Below are 19471 nucleotides of genomic sequence, written 5' to 3'. Positions count from 1 at the left end.
TTGGATCACTTACCCATCTTTTGCCAACTGCGCGAGCGCGACTGTTTGCTGGTCGGCGGCGGTGATGTTGCCGAGCGCAAAGCGCGTCTGCTGCTGGACGCGGGCGCTCGCTTGACGGTAAACGCACGGGATTACGTTCCGCAGTTCCACGTCTGGGCGGAGGCGGGCATGTTGACACTGGTGCAGGGTGATTTCCAACCCGCGCTGCTCGACCCATGCTGGCTGGCAATTGCCGCCACCGATGATGACGTGGTGAACCAGCAGGTCAGCGATGCGGCCGAAGCGCGGCGTATCTTCTGCAACGTGGTCGATGCGCCGAAAGCGGCGAGCTTTATCATGCCGTCGATTATCGACCGCTCACCGCTGATGGTCGCCGTCTCTTCCGGCGGCACCTCACCGGTGCTGGCACGTCTGCTGCGCGAGAAGCTGGAAGCGCTGCTGCCGCAGCATCTGGGACAGGTTGCTGCCTATGCCGGGCAACTGCGCACGCGGGTGAAGAAGCAGTTTGCGACAATGGGTGAACGCCGTCGTTTCTGGGAAAAGCTGTTTGAGAATGACCGCCTGGCGCAATCGCTGGCTAATCAGGATCAGCAGGCCATTGATGACACCACCGAACAGCTGCTGAACACGCCGCTGGATCACCGCGGCGAAGTGGTGCTGGTGGGTGCCGGTCCGGGGGATGCCGGGCTGCTGACGCTAAAAGGCCTGCAGCAAATCCAACAGGCAGACGTGGTGGTTTACGACCGCCTGGTCTCCGACGATATTATGAATCTGGTTCGCCGCGATGCGGACCGCGTATTCGTGGGTAAACGTGCGGGCTACCATTGCGTACCGCAGGAAGAGATTAACCAGATCCTGCTGCGTGAAGCCCAACAGGGTAAACGCGTGGTGCGTCTGAAAGGCGGTGACCCGTTTATCTTTGGCCGCGGTGGTGAAGAACTGGAAACCCTGTGCCATGCCGGCATTCCCTTCTCCGTTGTACCCGGCATTACAGCCGCCTCTGGCTGTTCCGCCTACTCCGGCATTCCGCTGACCCACCGCGACTACGCCCAGAGCGTGCGTCTGGTTACCGGGCACCTGAAAACCGGCGGCGAACTGGACTGGGAAAACCTCGCGGCAGAAAAACAGACGCTGGTGTTTTACATGGGGCTGAATCAGGCCGCTACCATCCAGCAAAAGCTGATTGAACACGGTATGCAGGCAGACATGCCGGTGGCTATCGTCGAGAACGGTACCGCAATTAACCAGCGCGTAGTGGACGGACAGTTGTCCCAGCTTGGCGAACTGGCTGAGCAAATGGCAAGCCCGGCGCTGATTATCGTCGGCCGCGTAGTGGGCCTGCGCGGCAAGCTGAACTGGTTCTCAAACCATTAACGGGTAATCTCACAGACATAAAAAAAACCGGGATCATCCCGGTTTTTTTATATCACGATCGTAGGTCGGATATGGCAGCGCCGCTATCCGGCAATCAGTACCGTTTCTTACGGCTTAGCCACGAAACCAATCGCGTCGTACACCGCTTTCAGCGTTTGTGAAGCACGCGCGCTGGCTTTATCGGCCCCGTCTTTCATGATCTTCTGCAGGAACGCTTCGTCGTTGCGGAAGCGGTTATAACGCTCCTGCAGCTCGGTCAGCATACCGGAAACCGCTTCTGCCACTTCGCCCTTCAGATGGCCATACATCTTGCCTTCAAAGTGTTTTTCCAGCTCTGGAATGCTCTGACCGGTCACGCCGGAGAGGATATCCAGCAGGTTAGAGACGCCCGCTTTCTCTTTCAGATCGTAACGGATAACAGGTGGCTCTTCGGAGTCGGTCATCGCGCGTTTGATCTTCTTGACCACGGATTTCGGGTCTTCCAACAGGCCAATCACGTTGTTGCGGTTATCGTCTGACTTGGACATCTTCTTCGTCGGCTCGAGCAGCGACATCACGCGCGCACCAGACTTAGGAATAAACGGCTCAGGCACTTTGAACACGTCGCCATAAATGGCGTTAAAACGCTGGGCAATATCGCGGCTCAGCTCAAGGTGCTGCTTCTGATCTTCGCCTACCGGCACCTGATTGGTCTGATACAGCAGAATGTCTGCCGCCATCAGCACCGGGTAGTCAAACAGACCAGCGTTGATGTTTTCCGCGTAGCGGGCGGATTTATCCTTGAACTGGGTCATGCGGCTCAGCTCGCCGAAATAGGTGTAGCAGTTCAGCGCCCAGCCCAGCTGTGCGTGTTCCGGCACGTGAGACTGTACGAAGATGGTGCTTTTTTCCGGGTCGATGCCGCAGGCCAGATACAGTGCCAGCGTGTCGAGCGTCGCCTTACGCAGCGCCTGCGGGTCCTGGCGGACGGTAATCGCATGCTGGTCGACGATACAGTAGATGCAGTGATAGTCGTCCTGCATGTTGACCCACTGACGCAGTGCACCCATGTAGTTACCGATGGTCAGTTCACCTGACGGCTGTGCGCCGCTAAATACGATGGGCTTAGTCATGTTCTGATTCCTGATGTTCACTGTGCGCAAACCCGAGAGCGGGCAGCAGTTCATTAAAGTGGTCGAAGATAATATCCGGCTCGCTGAGCGCGATGGCTTCGCCATAGTTATAGCCGTAGGTCAGGCCGACGGAGGCGCAGCCCGCCGCTTTAGCAGCTTGAATATCGTTACGAGAGTCACCGACGAACAGCAGCGCTTCCGGCGCTAACGCCAGCTTCTCCGCCACTTTCAGCAGCGGTTCCGGATGCGGCTTTTTGTTCTGCACGTCATCGCCACCAATCACTACCGCGAAGTAGTCAGCAATGCCCAAAGATTCGAGAATCGGGGCCACAAACGGCGTCGGCTTATTCGTCACTAGCGCCAGAGGTAGGCCGTTGGCGTGCAGTGCCGCCAGGGTATCAGCAACGTGAGGGAACAGGAAACTGCCCTCTTCAGCGAATTCGGCGTAGTAGCGATCGAACAGGCGGCGCAGCACGCGAAGCTGCTCGTCCTGAGGAATATCGTGGCTATCCACCGATGGTTTACCCTGAGCGGCACGCTGGCTCGCACGTTCCTGGCGGGCCCAGTTGAGGGCTCGTTCCATCAGAACATCGGCACCGTTACCAATCCAGGTGACGACCCGGTCTTCACCTGCAACCGGAAGCTCAAGCGCATAAAGCGCGCTATCAACGGCGGCGGTCAGCCCCGGCGCGCTGTCTACCAACGTGCCATCGAGGTCAAACGCGACGCCGCGAATGGTCTGCAATTTATCCATGACTTACCTTTGCCAGTTCACTGCGCATTTCATCAATGACTTTTTTGTAGTCTGGTTGGTCAAAAATCGCCGAGCCGGCGACAAACATGTCCGCCCCTGCCGCAGCAATTTCGCTAATATTGTTCACCTTCACACCGCCATCCACTTCCAGACGAATGTCATAGCCGGACTCATCGATACGGCGACGCACTTCGCGCAGTTTATCGAGGGTGTGAGGGATAAAGGATTGGCCGCCAAAGCCCGGGTTAACCGACATCAGCAGGATAACGTCGAGCTTATCCATCACGTAGTCAAGGTAGGTCAGCGGAGTTGCCGGATTAAACACCAGGCCCGCTTTACAGCCGTGCTCTTTAATCAGCTGCAGCGTGCGGTCTACGTGTTCGGAAGCTTCAGGATGGAAAGTGATGATGCTGGCGCCTGCGGCGGCAAAATCCGGAACCAGACGGTCAACCGGCTTCACCATCAGGTGAACGTCGATTGGCGCGGTGATGCCGTAGTTACGCAGCGCTTTCAGCACCATCGGGCCGATGGTCAGGTTCGGCACATAATGGTTATCCATAACATCGAAATGAACCACATCCGCCCCGGCAGCCAGCGCGCGGGCAGTATCTTCGCCTAAACGGGCAAAATCGGCCGACAAAATTGAAGGGGCAATCAGGTACTGTTTCATCCACATCTCCTCAGAGCCTATCCATTAGGGTCTTTTAACGTTGTTTTTTTCCAGGCGGGCGATATAGGGCCAGCAGTTCGTCCACCTTTTTACGTGTGCCGCCGTTGCGGCTAATGCTGCGACGAACCTTTACGGTATACGTTTCCGCCGCATTTTTGTACCACTCCAGCGTCAGCGGCGTGCGATGGTTGGAAATCAGCACGGGAATTCGCTTCGCCACCAGCTCTTCGGCCTTATTCGCCAGAAACGCCTGTTGCTCCAGGCTAAAGCTGTTGGTGTGATACGCCGTGAAGTTCGCCGTCGCCGACAGCGGAGCATACGGCGGATCGCAATACACCACGGAACGCGCGTCTGCACGAGTCATGCAGGTTTCATAAGACTCGCAGTAGAACTCGGCATTCTGCGCCTTTTCAGCAAAGTGGCGCAGTTCAGCTTCCGGGAAATAGGGTTTCTTATAGCGCCCAAACGGGACGTTAAACTCACCGCGCAGGTTGTAGCGGCACAGGCCGTTATAGCCGTGGCGGTTGAGGTATAAAAACAGCACTGCGCGATGGAACAGGTCGGTACTACGATTAAACTCTTCGCGCAGCTGGTAGTAGCGGTCGGCGTCATTGTTCTCAGGCACAAACATCGTGCGCGCCCGGTCGATGTACTCATCGGAGCGAGTTTTGACGATTTTATAGAGCTCGATGAGGTCGCTGTTAATGTCAGCCAGAATATAACGCGAAAAATCGGTATTCAGGAATACCGATCCAGCACCAACGAAGGGTTCAACCAGACAATCGCCGGCAGGCAGATGATCTCTAATATCGTCGAGCAGAGGGTACTTGCCTCCCGCCCATTTCAGAAAAGCGCGATTTTTTTTCATGCGGCCTGACTAATTACACTTTCTCCGGCTGTGGAGAAAGCTCCGACAGCATCCTGCGCTTCTCCCCTATCCGCACGCGGCGGTGCGGATAGGGTTGTCTTAATAACGATTATTTCAGGTCAGTCTGTACCTGATGCAGCGGCTTCGCCCACGGGTTTTTCGCCTGGACGTCAGCTGGCAGCGTGGTGACAGCATGTTTCGCATCATCCTTAGATGCGTAGATGCCGCTGACCAGCACGTACCACGGCTGACCGTTACGAGAGGTTTCATACACCACGTAGTTTTTCAGGTTCTCTTTCTTCGCCCAACCGTTCAGGTTGTCGTAGTTGGAAGAGGAGCTGAGCTGCAGCGTGTAGTGCGAGCCAGAAGCGGTTTTCAGCGCGTTCACATCGCCCGCAGATTTACCGGTTGCCGCCGCAGCAGGTGCTGCTGTAGCCGCCGTTGCGGTTGGCGCGGTAGTGGTCGCTGCTGGTTTCGCCGCTGCGGTTGCCGTCACCGGCGCTTTAACCGGGGCCGCAGTCGCTGCGGTTTCGGTATGCTTCGGCGCAGTCACCGCTGGCTTAGTTTCAACAGGCTTGGTCTGCGCGGTTGGCGCAGGCGTTTTCACCGTTGCCATCGGCTGCGGTTTGGTTTCGATAACCGTGTGCTTGCGTTCCGGACGCGGGGCGGTTGCCGTCTGGCGAGGCGCTTCCGGTGCGGTCACTGCCGGGCGGGCACCGTTGCGAATTGGCGCGACGGTTGCAGGTTCAGTTGGCAGCGTAGAGTTCACTACCGCGTTATCAATCTGACCCTGCTGCTGCGTCAGTGCATTGTTCAGGTCGCCCTGAACCTCAACGCGCTGCTGGCCGTCCGGTGCCGCGTTTTCCTGACCCTGAGTTGGGGTGGAGGAAATCGGAGGCAGGGAGACGTCCTGCTGCTGCGACGGCGTATTCTCCTGGGCGGCAGGCTGAGCAGAATTATTGGCCTGATCGGTATTGGTATCGCCAGAAAGCGACACGCTCTTCTCAGAAGAGGCGTTCTGGTCGTTAGAAGATGGCGCTTTCAGGGCTGAACCAATGCCGACGATCAGCACCAGCAGCACGACAACGCCAAGCCCCATCATGACATACTGGCGGGAGGCCGGTTTACGCGGCGCAGCAGCTTTACGTTTACGCGGGCGGCGCTCTACCACTTCCTCTGCATCGCTCTCTTCGGCATCGTCAGATTCATAGTATTCGTCTTCCGGCTCAGCTTCTTCACGCGCTTTACGACTACGGGACGGACGACGCTCATCAGCATCGAGATCCACATCATCAAAGTTGATCTGTGGCTCGTTGTCACGATCGGAAGACTGACGAGAGCGACCAGTACGACGATCGCTGGGATCGGGTTTCAGCTCGTCTTCTGGTTTAAATTCATCCATTTAACACCCCACTAAAAGGCTTATGCCACGACAATTGCATATCACCTGAAGTTAAAACACCGCGCGAACGCGGCTTGACCTTTCTTATAGTTGCGCTTGCTGAGTATCAGCAATAGCGCCAAGAACCACGTCGTGGGATACGCCACCGCGCACCTCACTTTTCCCGATGGCCAGCGGCAGCACTAACCGCATTTCGCCAGCAAGAACCTTTTTATCTCGCATCATGTGCGGCAGATACGCCTCTGCCGACATTTCCTGCGGGCCAGCAACCGGCAGGCCTGCGCGCTTGAGCAGCGCGATAATGCGCTGCGTGTCTTCGGCAGCAAACTGCCCCAGACGTTCTGATGTATGCGCGGCCATGACCATACCTGCCGCAACGGCTTCGCCGTGCAGCCAGTTGCCGTAACCCATCTCGGCTTCGATCGCATGACCGAAAGTATGCCCAAGATTGAGTAAAGCACGTAACCCGGTTTCGCGCTCGTCGGCTGCCACAACATCCGCTTTCAGCTCACAACAACGGCGGATACAGTACGCCATTGCTTTTTCATCGAGCGCCATCAGCGCATCGATGTTCTCTTCCAGCCAGTCAAAGAACGGCGCATCAAGAATGATGCCGTATTTGATCACTTCAGCAAGACCGGAGGAGAGTTCGCGTTTCGGCAACGTTTTCAGGCAGTTCAGGTCAACAACCACGGAGGCTGGCTGCCAGAATGCGCCGATCATGTTTTTGCCGAGAGGGTGGTTGACCGCGGTTTTGCCGCCAACCGAAGAGTCCACCTGAGACAACAAGGTGGTAGGAACCTGAATAAAACGCACACCGCGCTGATAGCTCGCCGCTGCAAAACCGGTCAAGTCGCCAATAACGCCGCCGCCTAAAGCAACGAGAGTCGTATCGCGACCGTGCGGTTTTTGCAAAAGCGCAGTAAAGACGGTGTCCATAACGGCCAGGCTTTTATACTGTTCGCCGTCCGGCAGAATGACGCTATCAACCTTCACGCCAGCCTGCTCCAGCACGGAACGAACCTGGTCCAGATAGAGCGGTGCCAGCGTTTCGTTGGTGACCAGCATAACCTGATCGCCAGACTTGAGCGGTAAAAAGGAAGCTGGATCGTTAAACAAACCAGCCGCGATGGTTATCGGGTAACTACGTTCCCCGAGAGTTACAGTAAGCCTCTCCATAACGCGACGTCCACCTTAGTTACTTTTATTCGCTGGCGTTCTATTCTGGGCCAGTATTAGTTGCTTTCCAGCATATGGATAATCTGGTTGGCGACAACTTTTGCGCTCTGATCGTCAGTACGGATAGTGACATCCGCAATCTCTTCGTACAGTGGATTACGTTCATCAGCCAGCGCTACAAGCACTTCGCGCGGTGGAGTTTCGACCTGCAGCAGCGGGCGCTTTTTATCGCGCTGAGTACGTGCCAGCTGTTTTTCAATGGTCGTTTCCAGATAGACGACGACACCACGAGCGGAGAGACGATTGCGCGTTTCACGTGATTTTACAGAGCCACCGCCTGTTGCCAGAACAATACCCTGCTTTTCCGTTAACTCATTGATGATTTTTTCTTCGCGGTCACGGAAACCTTCTTCGCCTTCGACATCAAAGACCCAGCCCACGTCAGCGCCTGTTCGTTTCTCAATCTCTTGATCAGAATCGTAAAATTCCATATTGAGCTGTTGAGCCAGCTGGCGCCCAATGGTGCTTTTGCCGGCACCCATAGGCCCAACCAGAAAGATATTGCGTTTCTCTGCCATTTTTTTGGTACTACTAAGACTATTCGTTAATGATAAATCCGCGCCGCAGTCGTTCGCGCGTCGCTGGACATGAACTGAAACCTCTTATGCAATAGAGCGAGAGTCAGACTGAAAATTATCTCAATACTCCGGCTGGTTTGGCAACAGATTAAATCAGCAGACTTCAGGAGGAAGGAATGTTATTCACTGACGCTCAAATCGGTACTCCTTGTATGCTAAATCCGGCCCCACGTCAAACTTGGGAAACACCTTATTCACCAAATCAGCATGTTTCCCCGTCGCTACTGCACAGAAATAATACGCGGGGTGATAAACACCACCAGCTCGCGCCGCTCATTGTCCTTGCCATCGTGACGAAAAAGATGGCCCAACAAGGGGATATCGCCAAGGAATGGTACGCTATCGCTGGCCTTCTTGTTCTTCTGCGAAAAAATGCCGCCCAACGCCAGCGTTTCCCCGCTTTTGACCTCAACCTGGGTTTCAATCTCCTGTTTATCAATCGCCAGCACTTCGCCGTCCGCCTGCTGTAGCACCTGGCCGGGCATGTTTTCGCTGATGCGCAGCTTCAGGCGAACGCGCTGGTTTTGCAGCACGGTTGGTGTGACCTCCATGCCGAGCACCGCCTCTTTAAACTCCACTGAGGTCGCGCCACTCTCCCCACTGGAAACCTGATAAGGGATTTCGCTTCCCTGTTTGATGCTGGCAGGCTGCAAATGCGAGGCCAGCAGCCGCGGGCTCGCGATGATATCAACCTTCTGCTTTTGCTCCAGCGCCGAGAGTTCCAGCTCAAGCAGGCGGCCGTTGATTTTACCGATATTAAACCCGCCGTGCGTCGTGGCGTCCGCAACCGAAAGATCGCTGCTTAAGGTGGTTATCTTGCCAGAACCGGTTGCCCCGGCGGCGTCAGCAAGATTCCACTTCACTCCTAATTCTCGTAGGCTGGTTTCGTTGATAGTGACAATATGGGCCGCCAGCTCAACTTGCCCAACCGGGATATCCATCTCCTTTGCCCACGCTTCCAGCGCCGGGAGGTGCTCACGGTCATCACGTACGATCAAGCGATTGGTTCGTTTATCGACGGTGAGTGAACCGCGCGCGCTCAGTAATTTATCCCCAGCTTTCACCAGCTCGCTGGCATCGGCATGGTGCAGCACCAGGCTGCGATGCATCAGCGGCAGCGTCTGCTGGCGTTTCTCCTTTTCCTGCTGCGCTCTCGCCTGTTTCTCTTCGCGCCAGCGCTGTGAGTGCACGTAATAGACGCCTCCTTCCTGCGTGAGCACCAGTTCCATGCAGTTAATCACCGTCTGAACCGCCTGCTGCCATGGCAGGTTACGCAACTGGAGCGAGAGCGTTCCCTGCACTTCCGGGGAGATAACCATGTTCTTCTGCTCCAGGTCAGCGAGGCTCTGAAGCACCTGCGCGACCGGCACGTCGTCCACTACCAGCGTGACGTTCTTCGCCGGGGCCAGCGCTGACACCAGCGCCAGCTTCAACAGCACTATCCTTTTTATCATTCGGCGTTCCTTCTCTTTTCCATTGCCAGATTCGGGGCTCACATCCCTCACCCGTTTCCACAGTCAGGCTATCCAGCGTGATTGCCGTAACCCGCCAGCCGGTGTTCAGCGTCTGCCCGACCTCCACGCGCCGCCAGCGTTCATCCCGTTCCTGCGCCATGCCAATCAGCCGTGATGCCGATTGCGTCCCGCCGCGATAGTGCCAGTCAGCAAGCTGCGCTGTCTGGCAGGCATCCATCACCGGGGCGAACGGATCCCGCATTCCGCATAGCAGCGGAACGGTGAGTAATAAAAGAAGCGCGCGTTCAGGATTCATCGTCGCGTACCAGTTGCAGGGTAAAACGGAGCACATCGTCGTGCGTTGCCAGAGTAAAACCCGTAACCCGCATTCCGCGCTCGGCCAGCCGCAAAAAGGTGCCAGGAACGGCATGCCACAGCGTATCCAGCGAGATTTCACCGCCCGCCTCTGAAGGCTGCCAATGGGCCAGTCGGGCGCCATTTTGCTGAAAACCGACCGGAGAGAACGGTGGGATATCCTGTTCTTCCAGCCATGGTGTAGCGCGCACGCCAGCGTTGAGGTGAGCGACGCGATGCCAGCGCGTCAGGTATTGCTCATGCTGTTTCTGCCATGCTTCGCGACTTTTTCCCGCCTCAACATAGGCCTGATGTTCGACCCGGTAGCCGCCGTACATCGCTACCAGCATCAACAGTAGCGCTCCCGCCCCCACCTTCGCCGTAGGAGACAGCGGCCATAGGCGTTCAAGGCGACGCATTTCCACTCTCCTCGCGTAATGCGTACTGGAACTGCCAGCGGCCGGCGCTATCGCGCTGAATTTTGCCGGCCTGCATCAGATGAAACCCAGGGATAGCTCGCAGCGTTTGCTCAACCTCAGCCAGCGCGGAAACCGGCGTCAACACGCCCGATAGCGACAGCACGCCGTCACGGTAGCTCAGCTCGCTCAGCCATGCCGAAGCGGGGAAATGCGCGGCCAGCGCCAGCAACCTGGGCGACCAGGCTTCAGTCACCTGCCGCGTACGTTGCCGTTTTTTTAAGGCGGCCTGCTGCTGTAAACCCGCCTGAAGCACCTGCTCCCGCTGCGCCAGTTGCTGCACTACCCGCCGTTCTGCCTCGACATGGATATTGCTAACCGCCGCGACCGGCAGCCAGTATCCACGCCCGATAAACGCCAGCACGCCGCACAACAGCCAGACAACACCTGCCCACACGAGCCAGCGCTGAATCAACCGCCGAAAGCGGCGCTGTCGCCAGGGAAGGAAATTCACCGGTGGGATGTTCACGATGCCGCCCCCATAGCCAGTGCCAGCGCCACCGCAAAGTCATTGCCTCTGGCTGGCAGCGGTGGATATTTCTGCGCCACTACACTCCAGGGATCGAAGCCTTTATATTCGCCTGGCTGAGCAGTACAGCACACCAGGCGCTGTGGGTTGACGCCCAGTTGGATACTGAGTTGCGTCAGCGAGGGGGCATCGTCAAACGCGCAGTGCCCCCAGCTTTCCCGGCTGGCCCAGAGCCACTGCCGGGTATCGCGCCAGACCAGCATGGCATCCTGCGAATCTAAGTGCGGCACCAGCGTCTGGAGCGCGCAGGCATCGGGGGTGATCGCCGCAATCTGTAAACGCAGCGCCTGCCCCAGCCGTTGTAGACGGGTGATATCGTGCTGCTGCGCTGCAGTGACGTTCCATCGCCCTTGTGGCTCCACCAGGTGATAATCAAAGCAGAGCGATGCCGCATTCATCTCAAGCTGCTGCGACATCGCGCTGGCAATCCACTGCGTTTGTTCGTTTTCGTACAGCGACATCGCCGCAAGAGGGAGGTTTTTTTGTAACGTTCTATTGGCCGGAAAGGCCAGGCTCACCGCGTGCTGCCAGGGCAACGCCTGCCGCCACGGTTTGAGCGCCGCCAGCAGCGCGTCATCACCTTGCTGCGCGGACGGCGGTAACGGCAGTTGCCACCAGCGGCGAAGGAGCCAGCCGCGGCGAGTACGCTGAAGTGCAACGATAAAGACGTTATCCTGCTGAATATGAAGACCCATTTGCCAGCATCTGAAAGCCATTTCACGATCATCCTTACGTCACCTCACGGTGACGGCTATATCAATGCATCTGGCTTGCCTTTATACTACCGCGCGTTTGTTTATAAACTGCCCAAATGACACTTAATGGGAATTCTCCGGTGAAGTTCGTAAAGTATTTATTCATCCTTGCAGTCTGTTGCATTCTGCTGGGAGCAGGCTCGATCTACGGCCTCTACAAATATATTGAGCCTCAGTTGCCCGACGTGGCGACGCTCAAAGACGTGCGCCTGCAGGTGCCAATGCAGGTCTATAGCGCGGACGGTGAACTCATCGCGCAGTACGGTGAAAAACGCCGTATTCCTATGACCCTCAACCAGATCCCACCCGAAATGGTGAAAGCGTTTATTGCGACCGAAGATAGCCGCTTCTACGAGCACCACGGGATCGACCCCATCGGTATCTTCCGTGCGGCAAGCGTAGCGATGTTCTCCGGCCATGCGTCGCAGGGGGCCAGTACCATTACCCAGCAGCTCGCGCGTAACTTCTTCCTCAGCCCTGAAAAGACGCTGATGCGTAAAGTGAAGGAAGCGTTCCTTGCTATTCGCATTGAGCAAATGCTGAGTAAGGACGAAATTCTTGAGCTGTACCTGAACAAGATTTACCTCGGCTACCGCGCATATGGCGTAGGTGCTGCCGCTCAGGTCTATTTCGGAAAACCCGTCGATCAGCTCACCCTGAGCGAGATGGCGGTGATTGCCGGTCTGCCGAAGGCACCGTCCACTTTTAACCCGCTCTACTCGCTGGATCGCGCCACCGCGCGCCGCAACGTGGTGCTGTCGCGCATGCTGAGCGAAGGCTATATCACCCAGGCGCAGTACGATCAGGCGCGTAACGAAGCGATTGACGCCGACTATCACGCTCCGGAGATTGCCTTCTCTGCCCCGTACTTAACGGAGATGGTGCGTCAGGATATGGTGAAGCAGTACGGTGAACAGGCCTATGAAGATGGCTATCGCGTGTACACCACGATCACCCGCAAGAACCAGCAGGCGGCTCAGCAGGCGCTGCGCAATAACGTGATGGATTACGATATGCGTCACGGCTATCGCGGCCCGTCAAACGTGCTGTGGAAAGCGGGCGAAACCCCGTGGGATAGCCAAAAAATTCGCGCGTCGCTGCGTCCGCTGCCGTCCTATGGCCCGTTAGTGCCTGCCGTTGTCACCGCCGCCAATCCTCAGGAAGCGACCGTTCAACTGGCAGATGGCACCTCGGTGTCATTAGCCATGGAAGGGATGCGCTGGGCGCGTCCGTACCGTTCGGACACTGCGCAGGGGCCAACCCCGCGTAAAGTGACCGATGTGGTGCAGGCAGGCCAGCAGATCTGGGTTCGTCAGAACGGCGATAGCTGGTGGCTGGCTCAGGTGCCGGACGTGAACTCCGCGCTGGTCTCCATCAATCCACAAAACGGCGCCATTATTGCGCTGGTCGGCGGCTTCGATTTCAACCAGAGTAAGTTTAACCGTGCTACCCAGGCGCTGCGTCAGGTCGGCTCGAACATTAAGCCGTTCCTCTACACCGCCGCGATGGATAAAGGTTTGACCCTCGCCAGTATGCTTAACGACGTGCCTATCTCCCGCTGGGATGCCGGCGCCGGTTCCGACTGGCAGCCGAAAAACTCCCCGGCGGAGTACGCCGGTCCAATCCGTCTGCGTCAGGGTCTGGGGCAGTCGAAGAACGTGGTGATGGTACGTGCGATGCGCGCGATGGGTGTTGATTACGCAGCAGAATATCTACAGCGTTTCGGCTTCCCGGCGGACAACATCGTGCATACCGAATCACTGGCGCTGGGCTCGGCATCCTTTACCCCGCTGCAGGTCGCGCGTGGCTATGCGGTGATGGCTAACGGCGGCTTCCTGGTCGACCCGTACTACATCAGCAAGATTGAAAACGACCAGGGCGGCGTGCTGTTTGAAGCGAAGCCGAAAATTGCCTGCCCTGATTGCAATATCCCGGTTATCTATGGCGATACGCAGAAGTCTAACGTGCTGGAAAACAACGACGTTGAAGATGTCGCTGTCTCCCAGATGCCGCAGAATTCCACCGTACCGATGCCGGCGCTCGAACAAGCTAATCAGCAGTTGGTTGCTCAGACCGGCGCTCAGGAGTACGCGCCGCACGTGATCAACACGCCGCTGTCGTTCCTGATTAAGAGCGCGCTGAATACCAATATCTTCGGCGAACCTGGCTGGCAGGGTACCGGCTGGCGTGCCGGGCGTGACCTGGGCCGTCGTGATATCGGCGGTAAAACCGGTACCACCAACAGCTCGAAAGATGCCTGGTTCTCCGGCTACGGTCCGGGCGTGGTAACGTCAGTGTGGATTGGTTTTGACGATCATCGTCGCGATCTGGGACGCACGACGGCATCTGGCGCTATCAAAGATCAGATCTCCGGCTACGAAGGCGGCGCGAAGAGCGCGCAGCCTGCATGGGATGCCTTTATGAAGCAGGTTCTGGCGGGCGTTCCTGAGCAGCCGCTCACCCCACCGCCGGGCGTGGTCACGGTCAATATCGACCGCAGCACCGGGCAGTTAGCCAACGGAGGCAGCAGCCGCGAGGAGTATTTCATCGAGGGAACGCAGCCTACGCAGCAGGCGGTTCACGAGGTGGGAACCGAGGTGATTGATAACGGGGAAACCCACGAGTTGTTCTAAGAAAAAGGCGCCATCGGCGCCTTTTTTATGCCAATCGGCCTTGTTCTCTTAGCCACTCGCGCAGCAAGAAGAGCGCGCTGACGTTGCGCGCTTCGTTAAAATCAGGCTCGTCCAGCAGCGCCATCATGTTCGCCAGCGGCCAGCGGACCTGCGGCAGCGGCTCTGGCTCATCACCCGGCAACGATTCCGGGTAGAGGTTTTCCGCCACAACGATATTCATCTTGCTGGAGAAATAGGATGGCGCCATGCCGAGTTTTTTCAGGAACGTCAGCTCATGCGCGCCGAAACCCACCTCTTCTTTCAGCTCACGGTTCGCTGCTTCCATCACCGTTTCGCCAGGGTCAATAAGCCCTTTCGAGAAACCGAGTTCATAGGACTCGGTGCCTACCGCGTACTCGCGGATTAAAATCAGGTGGTCGTCGACAATCGGCACAATCATCACCGCTTCGCGCGAGGACGGTTTCATACGTTCATAAACGCGACGTACGCCATTGCTGAACTCTAAATCAACGCTTTCCACGTTAAAAAGGCGTGACTGCGCGACGGTTTCAACATGGAGAATGGTAGGTTTCTGTAATGATTTGCTCATTGGGCCGGGGTCTTTGCTGTAATGACTTTTATCATTGTGCGATAGCGATGCCGTTCCAGCAATGCATAACGCGCTTTATTTACATTGTTGCAACCTATTGCTTCTCATCTCTCATTTATGGATAAATGTCAAGAGTTTGAAATACAATTGGGAATTTACTGATACTCGCTGACCGATGGGTTTGTTATGCTTACGTTTTGCGAGAGTCTACACCCTAAATAATTCGAGTTGCAGGAAGGCGGCAAGAGAGTGAATCCCCAGGAGCTTACTCTAGTAAGTGACTGGGGTGAGCGAACGCAGCCAACGCACCTGCAACTTGAAGTATGACGGGTATATAGACTCTTTTTGTGAATGTGTAATACGTGCCAATGGTTTATACGAAAAGCAGGCAACGAAGAGACCTCTAAAATAAGTATGATGGGAAAAGCATGGGCACACTGATGATCTTTACCGTAGCGATACTGATCTGCGCCGTGCTGGTCGGTTGGCTCTTGCGTAAACGGACGAAACGTCTTCAGCTACCGTGGCTGCACCAATTTCCGGGTGCCACCACGCGAAAACTGACCGATGAAGAACGTCTGGGCGTTGAAAACTACCTCAGCTATCTTAATCAGGATCTGCAGATGCCGGCATCTGGGGCCACCATCGCCCCTACGGTGCTGGCGCTCACGCCACAGAGCAACACCGTGTTTACGCTGACGCGCGCCATTACCCGCTACGGCATCACCACCGATGATCCTAATAAGTGGCGCTATTTCCTCGACTCCGTGGAAGTACATCTGCCGCCGTTCTGGGAACAACACATTACCGATGAAAACAGCATTGAGCTTATCGCCACCGACGACGTGCCGCTGGTCATTGGCCTGAATGGCCATTCGCTTAAGACCTATTCGCCTGAAAATAAAAGCTTTACCCTGGAATCATCCTCTTCGACTCAGGCCTCTATCCGCGGTGAAGAGAGCGAGCAGATTGAGCTGCTCAACATTCGCCAGGAAACCCATGAAGAGCACGCACTAAGCCGACCTGACGGCCTGCGAGAAGCGCTGTTGATCGTCGCCGCCTTCATTCTTTTCTACTGCGGGCTGATCGCCCCGGCGGTGTTTACGCCGTGGATTTTCGGCATCGCGGTTCTGCTACTGTGCGCCGGGCTATGGGGGCTGTTTGCGCCGCCAACCAAGTCGTCGCTGCGTGAGATCCACTGCCTGCGCGGTACGCCAAAGCGCTGGGGTCTGTTCGGCGAGAACGATCAGGAACAGATCAACAACATCTCCCTTGGGATCATCGACTTAATCTACCCTCGCCATTGGCAGCCATTTGTGGCCCAGGATCTGGGGCAGAAAACGGATATTGATATCTATCTCGATAGGCACGTGGTGCGCCAGGGACGTTTTCTCTCCCTGCATGACGAAGTCAAAAACTTCCCGCTCCAGCACTGGCTGCGCAGCGTCATTATCGGCGGCGGCGCGCTGCTGGTGGCCATCATGATGTGGGTCAGCGTGCCGCTGAACATGCCGTTCAAATTTACCCTTTCCTGGCTCAAAGGCGCACAAACCATTGAGGCCAAAGACGTTCGCCAGCTGCAGCAGACGGGTGTCCGCGTGGGCGATACGCTGCACATCAGTGGAACGGGGATGTGTAACATCCATTCGCCGGGAACCTGGACGGCGCAGGAAAGCTCGCCGTTCCTGCCGTTCGACTGTTCGCAAATTATCTGGAACGATGCCCCTCGCCTGCCGCTGCCGGAATCAGAAACCGTCAATAAAGCGACCGCGCTGGTGCAGGCTGTCAACCGTCAGTTACACCCCACGGCAGATGATGATTCTCGCGTTAGCCCAGCGCTGCGCTCGGCTATTCAGAAGTCCGGCATGGTGCTGCTGGACGATTTCGCCGATATCGTGCTGAAAACCAAAGATCTCTGTTCTGCCGCCGACGACTGTGTACGCCTGAAAAATGCACTGGTTAACCTTGGCAACACCCGAGACTGGGATGCGCTGGTGAAGCGCGCCAACTCCGGCAAGCTCGACGGCGTCAACGTTCTGCTGCGCCCGGTCAGCGCCGAGTCGCTGGACAACCTGGTCGATACCTCCACCGCGCCGTTTATTCTGCGTGAAACCGCACGCGCGGCGCAGGCGCTGAATAGCCCGGCCCCGGGCGGTTTCCTGATCACCAGCGATGAAGGCAGTGATTTCGTCAGCCAGCCTTATCCCACCACCATGCTGTACGACTACCCGGCTAGCGAGCAGTGGGGAGAGTTTCAACGGCTGGCGGGTATGCTGATGCATACGCCATTCCATGCCGAAGGGATCGTCACCAATCTCTATACCGACGCCAACGGCACGCAGCACATCAACCTGCACCGAATACCGGACAGCAGCGGGCTATGGCACTATCTGGCCACCACGCTGTTGATGCTCGCAATGGTTGTTTGTGCGGTATACAACGGCATACAGGCGCTGCGCCGCTATCATCGCCATCGTGAACGTCTGGCTGACATTCAGAAATATTATGAGAGCTGCACCAACCCCGTGCTGCTTTCCGCCCCTGATGAGTTCAAGTCCGATTTTCCAACGCACTAAGCCTCATCGTCATCATCGCGACAGGTTATGTTAATCTGTCGCGCATTTCTTCCGTCTGGAGACCCACCATGCATTTTGATATCGCCTGGCGCGAGGTAGATACCGTTCTTCTGGACATGGATGGCACGCTGCTCGACCTCGCTTTCGATAACTATTTCTGGCAAAAACTGGTGCCGGAAACCTACGGCGCGAAGCTTGGGATCACGCCGCAAGCGGCGCAGGAAGCCATTCGCCAGGAGTACCATGCGGTGCAACATACGCTAAACTGGTACTGTCTGGATTACTGGAGCGATCGTTTAGGCCTCGATATCTGTTCGATGACCAGCGAACAGGGGCCGCGCGCGGTGCTGCGTGAAGATACCATTCCGTTCCTGAACGCGCTGAAAGCCAGCGGCAAGCGCCGCATCCTGCTGACCAACGCCCATCCGCACAACCTGGCGGTGAAGCTGGAACACACCGGTCTCGGCGAGCACCTTGATTTATTACTTTCCACCCATACATTTGGTTATCCGAAAGAGGATCAGCGGTTATGGCGGGCAGTTGAGGAACATACGGGTCTGGATGCCGAGCGCACGTTATTTATTGACGATAGCGAACCCATCCTGGATGCCGCCGCCCACTTTGGGATCCGCTATTGCCTCGGTGTGACCAACCCCGATTCCGGCCTTGCGGAAAAGCAGTACCTGCGTCATCCCGCGCTTAACGATTACCGTCGTCTGATCCCCTCACTGCAGTGAAGGAGCGACCATGAAAGAGAAGTCTACCGAAGGCGTCAGGCTTGATAAGTGGCTCTGGGCCGCGCGGTTTTATAAAACGCGCGCCGTGGCCCGAGAGATGATTGAAGGCGGTAAAGTTCACTACAACGGGCAGCGCAGCAAGCCCAGCAAAGTGGTTGAACTGAACGCCCAACTGACGCTTCGCCAGGGAAACGATGAGCGCACCGTGGTGGTGAAAGGCATTACGGAGCAGCGGCGTCCGGCGACGGAGGCAGTCTCGCTTTATGAAGAGACGGCGGAAAGTATCGAGAAGCGCGAAAAAGTCGCCCTGGCGCGCAAGCTAAATGCGCTGACCATGCCGCATCCGGACAGACGGCCGGATAAAAAAGAGCGGCGCGACCTGATGAGATTTAAATACGGCGACAGTGAATAACTGCCACCCCAAGAGAGAAAATTATGACTCAACACGATCAATTACATCGCTATCTGTTTGAAAACTATGCCGTGCGTGGCGAACTGGTCACCGTATCCGAAACGCTCGAACAGATTCTGGCAGGCCATAACTACCCGCAGCCGGTGAAAAACGTGCTGTCCGAGCTGCTGGTCGCTACCAGCCTGCTGACCGCAACGCTGAAATTTGATGGCGATATCACCGTGCAGCTGCAGGGCGATGGCCCAATGACGCTGGCGGTGATCAACGGTAACAACCACCAGCAGCTGCGCGGCGTCGCGCGCGTGCAGGGCGATATTCCGGCAGATGCCGACCTGAAAACACTTATCGGCAACGGCTATCTGGTCATTACCATTACGCCTGCTGAAGGCGAGCGCTATCAGGGTGTTGTCGGCCTGGAAGGCGATACGCTGGCGGCCTGTCTGGAAGATTACTTCCAGCGATCTGAGCAGTTGCCAACCCGTCTGATTATCCGCACCGGAGAATCTGACGGTAAGCCAGCGGCGGGCGGGATGCTGCTGCAGGTGATGCCTGCACAGAACGCGCAGCCGGAAGATTTCGAACACCTGGCGGCGCTGACCGACACCATCAAAGCCGAAGAGCTGTTCACGCTGCCGGCTAACGATGTGCTGTGGCGTCTGTACCACGAAGAAGAAGTCACCCTGTACGATCCGCAGGACGTTGAGTTTAAGTGCACCTGTTCACGCGAACGCTGCGCCGGTGCGCTGAAAACGCTGCCGGACGAGGAGATCAACAGCATCCTCGAAGAAGAAGGTGAAATTGATATGCACTGTGACTACTGCGGCAGCCACTATGTGTTCAACGCGATGGATATTGCGGAAATCCGCAATAACGCAGCACCGTCTGACCCGCAGGTTCATTAATTTCTGAGCCTTTCCCGGCGTCACTTCGTTCGACCGGGCTACGATCGTTTGTAGCCC

Annotated in this window: 19 protein-coding genes; 6 read left to right on the top strand and 13 right to left on the bottom strand. The window is 56.7% G+C overall.

The window, feature by feature from the left end; genetic code table 11:
- Positions 1 to 1374: a siroheme synthase CysG gene (gene cysG / locus FHC49_RS15430; protein WP_185668975.1), complete on the top strand. Its 1374-nt coding sequence runs from the start codon at positions 1 to 3 to the stop codon at positions 1372 to 1374.
- A gap of 107 nt (positions 1375 to 1481) precedes the next feature.
- On the opposite strand, the gene trpS is transcribed toward cysG, so the two are convergent.
- From trpS to FHC49_RS15370, 12 genes are all read right to left on the bottom strand, one after another.
- Complete coding sequence (gene trpS, locus FHC49_RS15425) at positions 1482 to 2486, bottom strand: tryptophan--tRNA ligase (protein WP_185668976.1); 1005 nt, start codon at positions 2484 to 2486, stop codon at positions 1482 to 1484.
- Positions 2479 to 3240 (bottom strand): phosphoglycolate phosphatase, encoded by a 762-nt coding sequence (gene gph / locus FHC49_RS15420; protein ID WP_185668977.1) that lies wholly within the window; start codon positions 3238 to 3240, stop codon positions 2479 to 2481. The genes trpS and gph overlap by 8 nt, the downstream gene beginning before the upstream one ends.
- Complete coding sequence (gene rpe, locus FHC49_RS15415) at positions 3233 to 3910, bottom strand: ribulose-phosphate 3-epimerase (RefSeq protein ID WP_185668978.1); 678 nt, start codon at positions 3908 to 3910, stop codon at positions 3233 to 3235. The genes gph and rpe overlap by 8 nt, the downstream gene beginning before the upstream one ends.
- Positions 3911 to 3944: 34 nt before the next feature.
- A complete protein-coding gene (gene dam, locus FHC49_RS15410) occupies positions 3945 to 4778 on the bottom strand; it encodes an adenine-specific DNA-methyltransferase (protein WP_185668979.1) in 834 nt (277 codons plus the stop codon).
- A 109-nt stretch (positions 4779 to 4887) separates the two neighbouring features.
- On the bottom strand, positions 4888 to 6180 hold the full coding sequence (gene damX / locus FHC49_RS15405; RefSeq protein WP_220440253.1) for a cell division protein DamX: 1293 nt from the start codon (positions 6178 to 6180) through the stop codon (positions 4888 to 4890).
- An 84-nt stretch (positions 6181 to 6264) separates the two neighbouring features.
- Positions 6265 to 7359 carry a 3-dehydroquinate synthase gene (gene aroB / locus FHC49_RS15400; protein ID WP_220440252.1) on the bottom strand — a complete coding sequence of 365 codons (1095 nt, stop codon included), beginning with the start codon at positions 7357 to 7359 and terminating at the stop codon, positions 6265 to 6267.
- Positions 7360 to 7415: 56 nt separating this feature from the next.
- Complete coding sequence (gene aroK / locus FHC49_RS15395; RefSeq protein WP_185668982.1) at positions 7416 to 7937, bottom strand: shikimate kinase AroK; 522 nt, start codon at positions 7935 to 7937, stop codon at positions 7416 to 7418.
- Between the two features lie 281 nt (positions 7938 to 8218).
- Positions 8219 to 9451 carry a DNA uptake porin HofQ gene (hofQ, locus tag FHC49_RS15390; protein ID WP_220440251.1) on the bottom strand — a complete coding sequence of 411 codons (1233 nt, stop codon included), beginning with the start codon at positions 9449 to 9451 and terminating at the stop codon, positions 8219 to 8221.
- Complete coding sequence (locus tag FHC49_RS15385; RefSeq protein WP_220440250.1) at positions 9333 to 9767, bottom strand: HofP DNA utilization family protein; 435 nt, start codon at positions 9765 to 9767, stop codon at positions 9333 to 9335. The genes hofQ and FHC49_RS15385 overlap by 119 nt, the downstream gene beginning before the upstream one ends.
- A complete protein-coding gene (locus FHC49_RS15380; RefSeq protein WP_220440249.1) occupies positions 9757 to 10224 on the bottom strand; it encodes a DNA utilization protein HofO in 468 nt (155 codons plus the stop codon). Before FHC49_RS15380 ends, FHC49_RS15385 begins: the two co-directional genes overlap by 11 nt.
- Positions 10211 to 10750 carry a PilN domain-containing protein gene (locus FHC49_RS15375; RefSeq protein WP_220440248.1) on the bottom strand — a complete coding sequence of 180 codons (540 nt, stop codon included), beginning with the start codon at positions 10748 to 10750 and terminating at the stop codon, positions 10211 to 10213. Before FHC49_RS15375 ends, FHC49_RS15380 begins: the two co-directional genes overlap by 14 nt.
- Entirely contained in the window at positions 10747 to 11526 is a 780-nt protein-coding gene (locus FHC49_RS15370; RefSeq protein WP_220440247.1) for a pilus assembly protein, read from the bottom strand. The genes FHC49_RS15375 and FHC49_RS15370 overlap by 4 nt, the downstream gene beginning before the upstream one ends.
- Positions 11527 to 11645: 119 nt before the next feature.
- On the opposite strand from FHC49_RS15370, the gene mrcA reads away from it, so the two are divergent.
- Positions 11646 to 14198: a peptidoglycan glycosyltransferase/peptidoglycan DD-transpeptidase MrcA gene (gene mrcA, locus FHC49_RS15365; protein ID WP_220440246.1), complete on the top strand. Its 2553-nt coding sequence runs from the start codon at positions 11646 to 11648 to the stop codon at positions 14196 to 14198.
- A gap of 25 nt (positions 14199 to 14223) precedes the next feature.
- Here mrcA and nudE read toward each other — a convergent pair whose 3' ends face one another.
- On the bottom strand, positions 14224 to 14787 hold the full coding sequence (nudE, locus tag FHC49_RS15360) for an ADP compounds hydrolase NudE (protein ID WP_220440245.1): 564 nt from the start codon (positions 14785 to 14787) through the stop codon (positions 14224 to 14226).
- A 428-nt stretch (positions 14788 to 15215) separates the two neighbouring features.
- Between nudE and FHC49_RS15355 the strand changes: the two genes are divergently transcribed.
- From FHC49_RS15355 to hslO, 4 genes are all read left to right on the top strand, one after another.
- Positions 15216 to 17363 (top strand): intracellular growth attenuator family protein, encoded by a 2148-nt coding sequence (locus FHC49_RS15355; RefSeq protein ID WP_220440244.1) that lies wholly within the window; start codon positions 15216 to 15218, stop codon positions 17361 to 17363.
- 68 nt (positions 17364 to 17431) lie between these two features.
- On the top strand, positions 17432 to 18100 hold the full coding sequence (gene yrfG, locus FHC49_RS15350) for a GMP/IMP nucleotidase (protein WP_220440243.1): 669 nt from the start codon (positions 17432 to 17434) through the stop codon (positions 18098 to 18100).
- 10 nt (positions 18101 to 18110) lie between these two features.
- On the top strand, positions 18111 to 18512 hold the full coding sequence (hslR, locus tag FHC49_RS15345) for a ribosome-associated heat shock protein Hsp15 (RefSeq protein ID WP_185668992.1): 402 nt from the start codon (positions 18111 to 18113) through the stop codon (positions 18510 to 18512).
- A gap of 23 nt (positions 18513 to 18535) precedes the next feature.
- Complete coding sequence (hslO, locus tag FHC49_RS15340) at positions 18536 to 19414, top strand: Hsp33 family molecular chaperone HslO (RefSeq protein WP_185668993.1); 879 nt, start codon at positions 18536 to 18538, stop codon at positions 19412 to 19414.
- Positions 19415 to 19471: the final 57 nt, after the last annotated feature.

Origin of the sequence: Kluyvera sp. EC_51, assembly GCF_019584505.1 — a bacterium.
Classification (GTDB): Bacteria; Pseudomonadota; Gammaproteobacteria; order Enterobacterales; family Enterobacteriaceae; genus Kluyvera; species Kluyvera sichuanensis.
The sequence above is the reverse complement of the archived record's forward strand: the minus strand, read 5'-3'. Positions and strand labels throughout refer to the sequence as shown.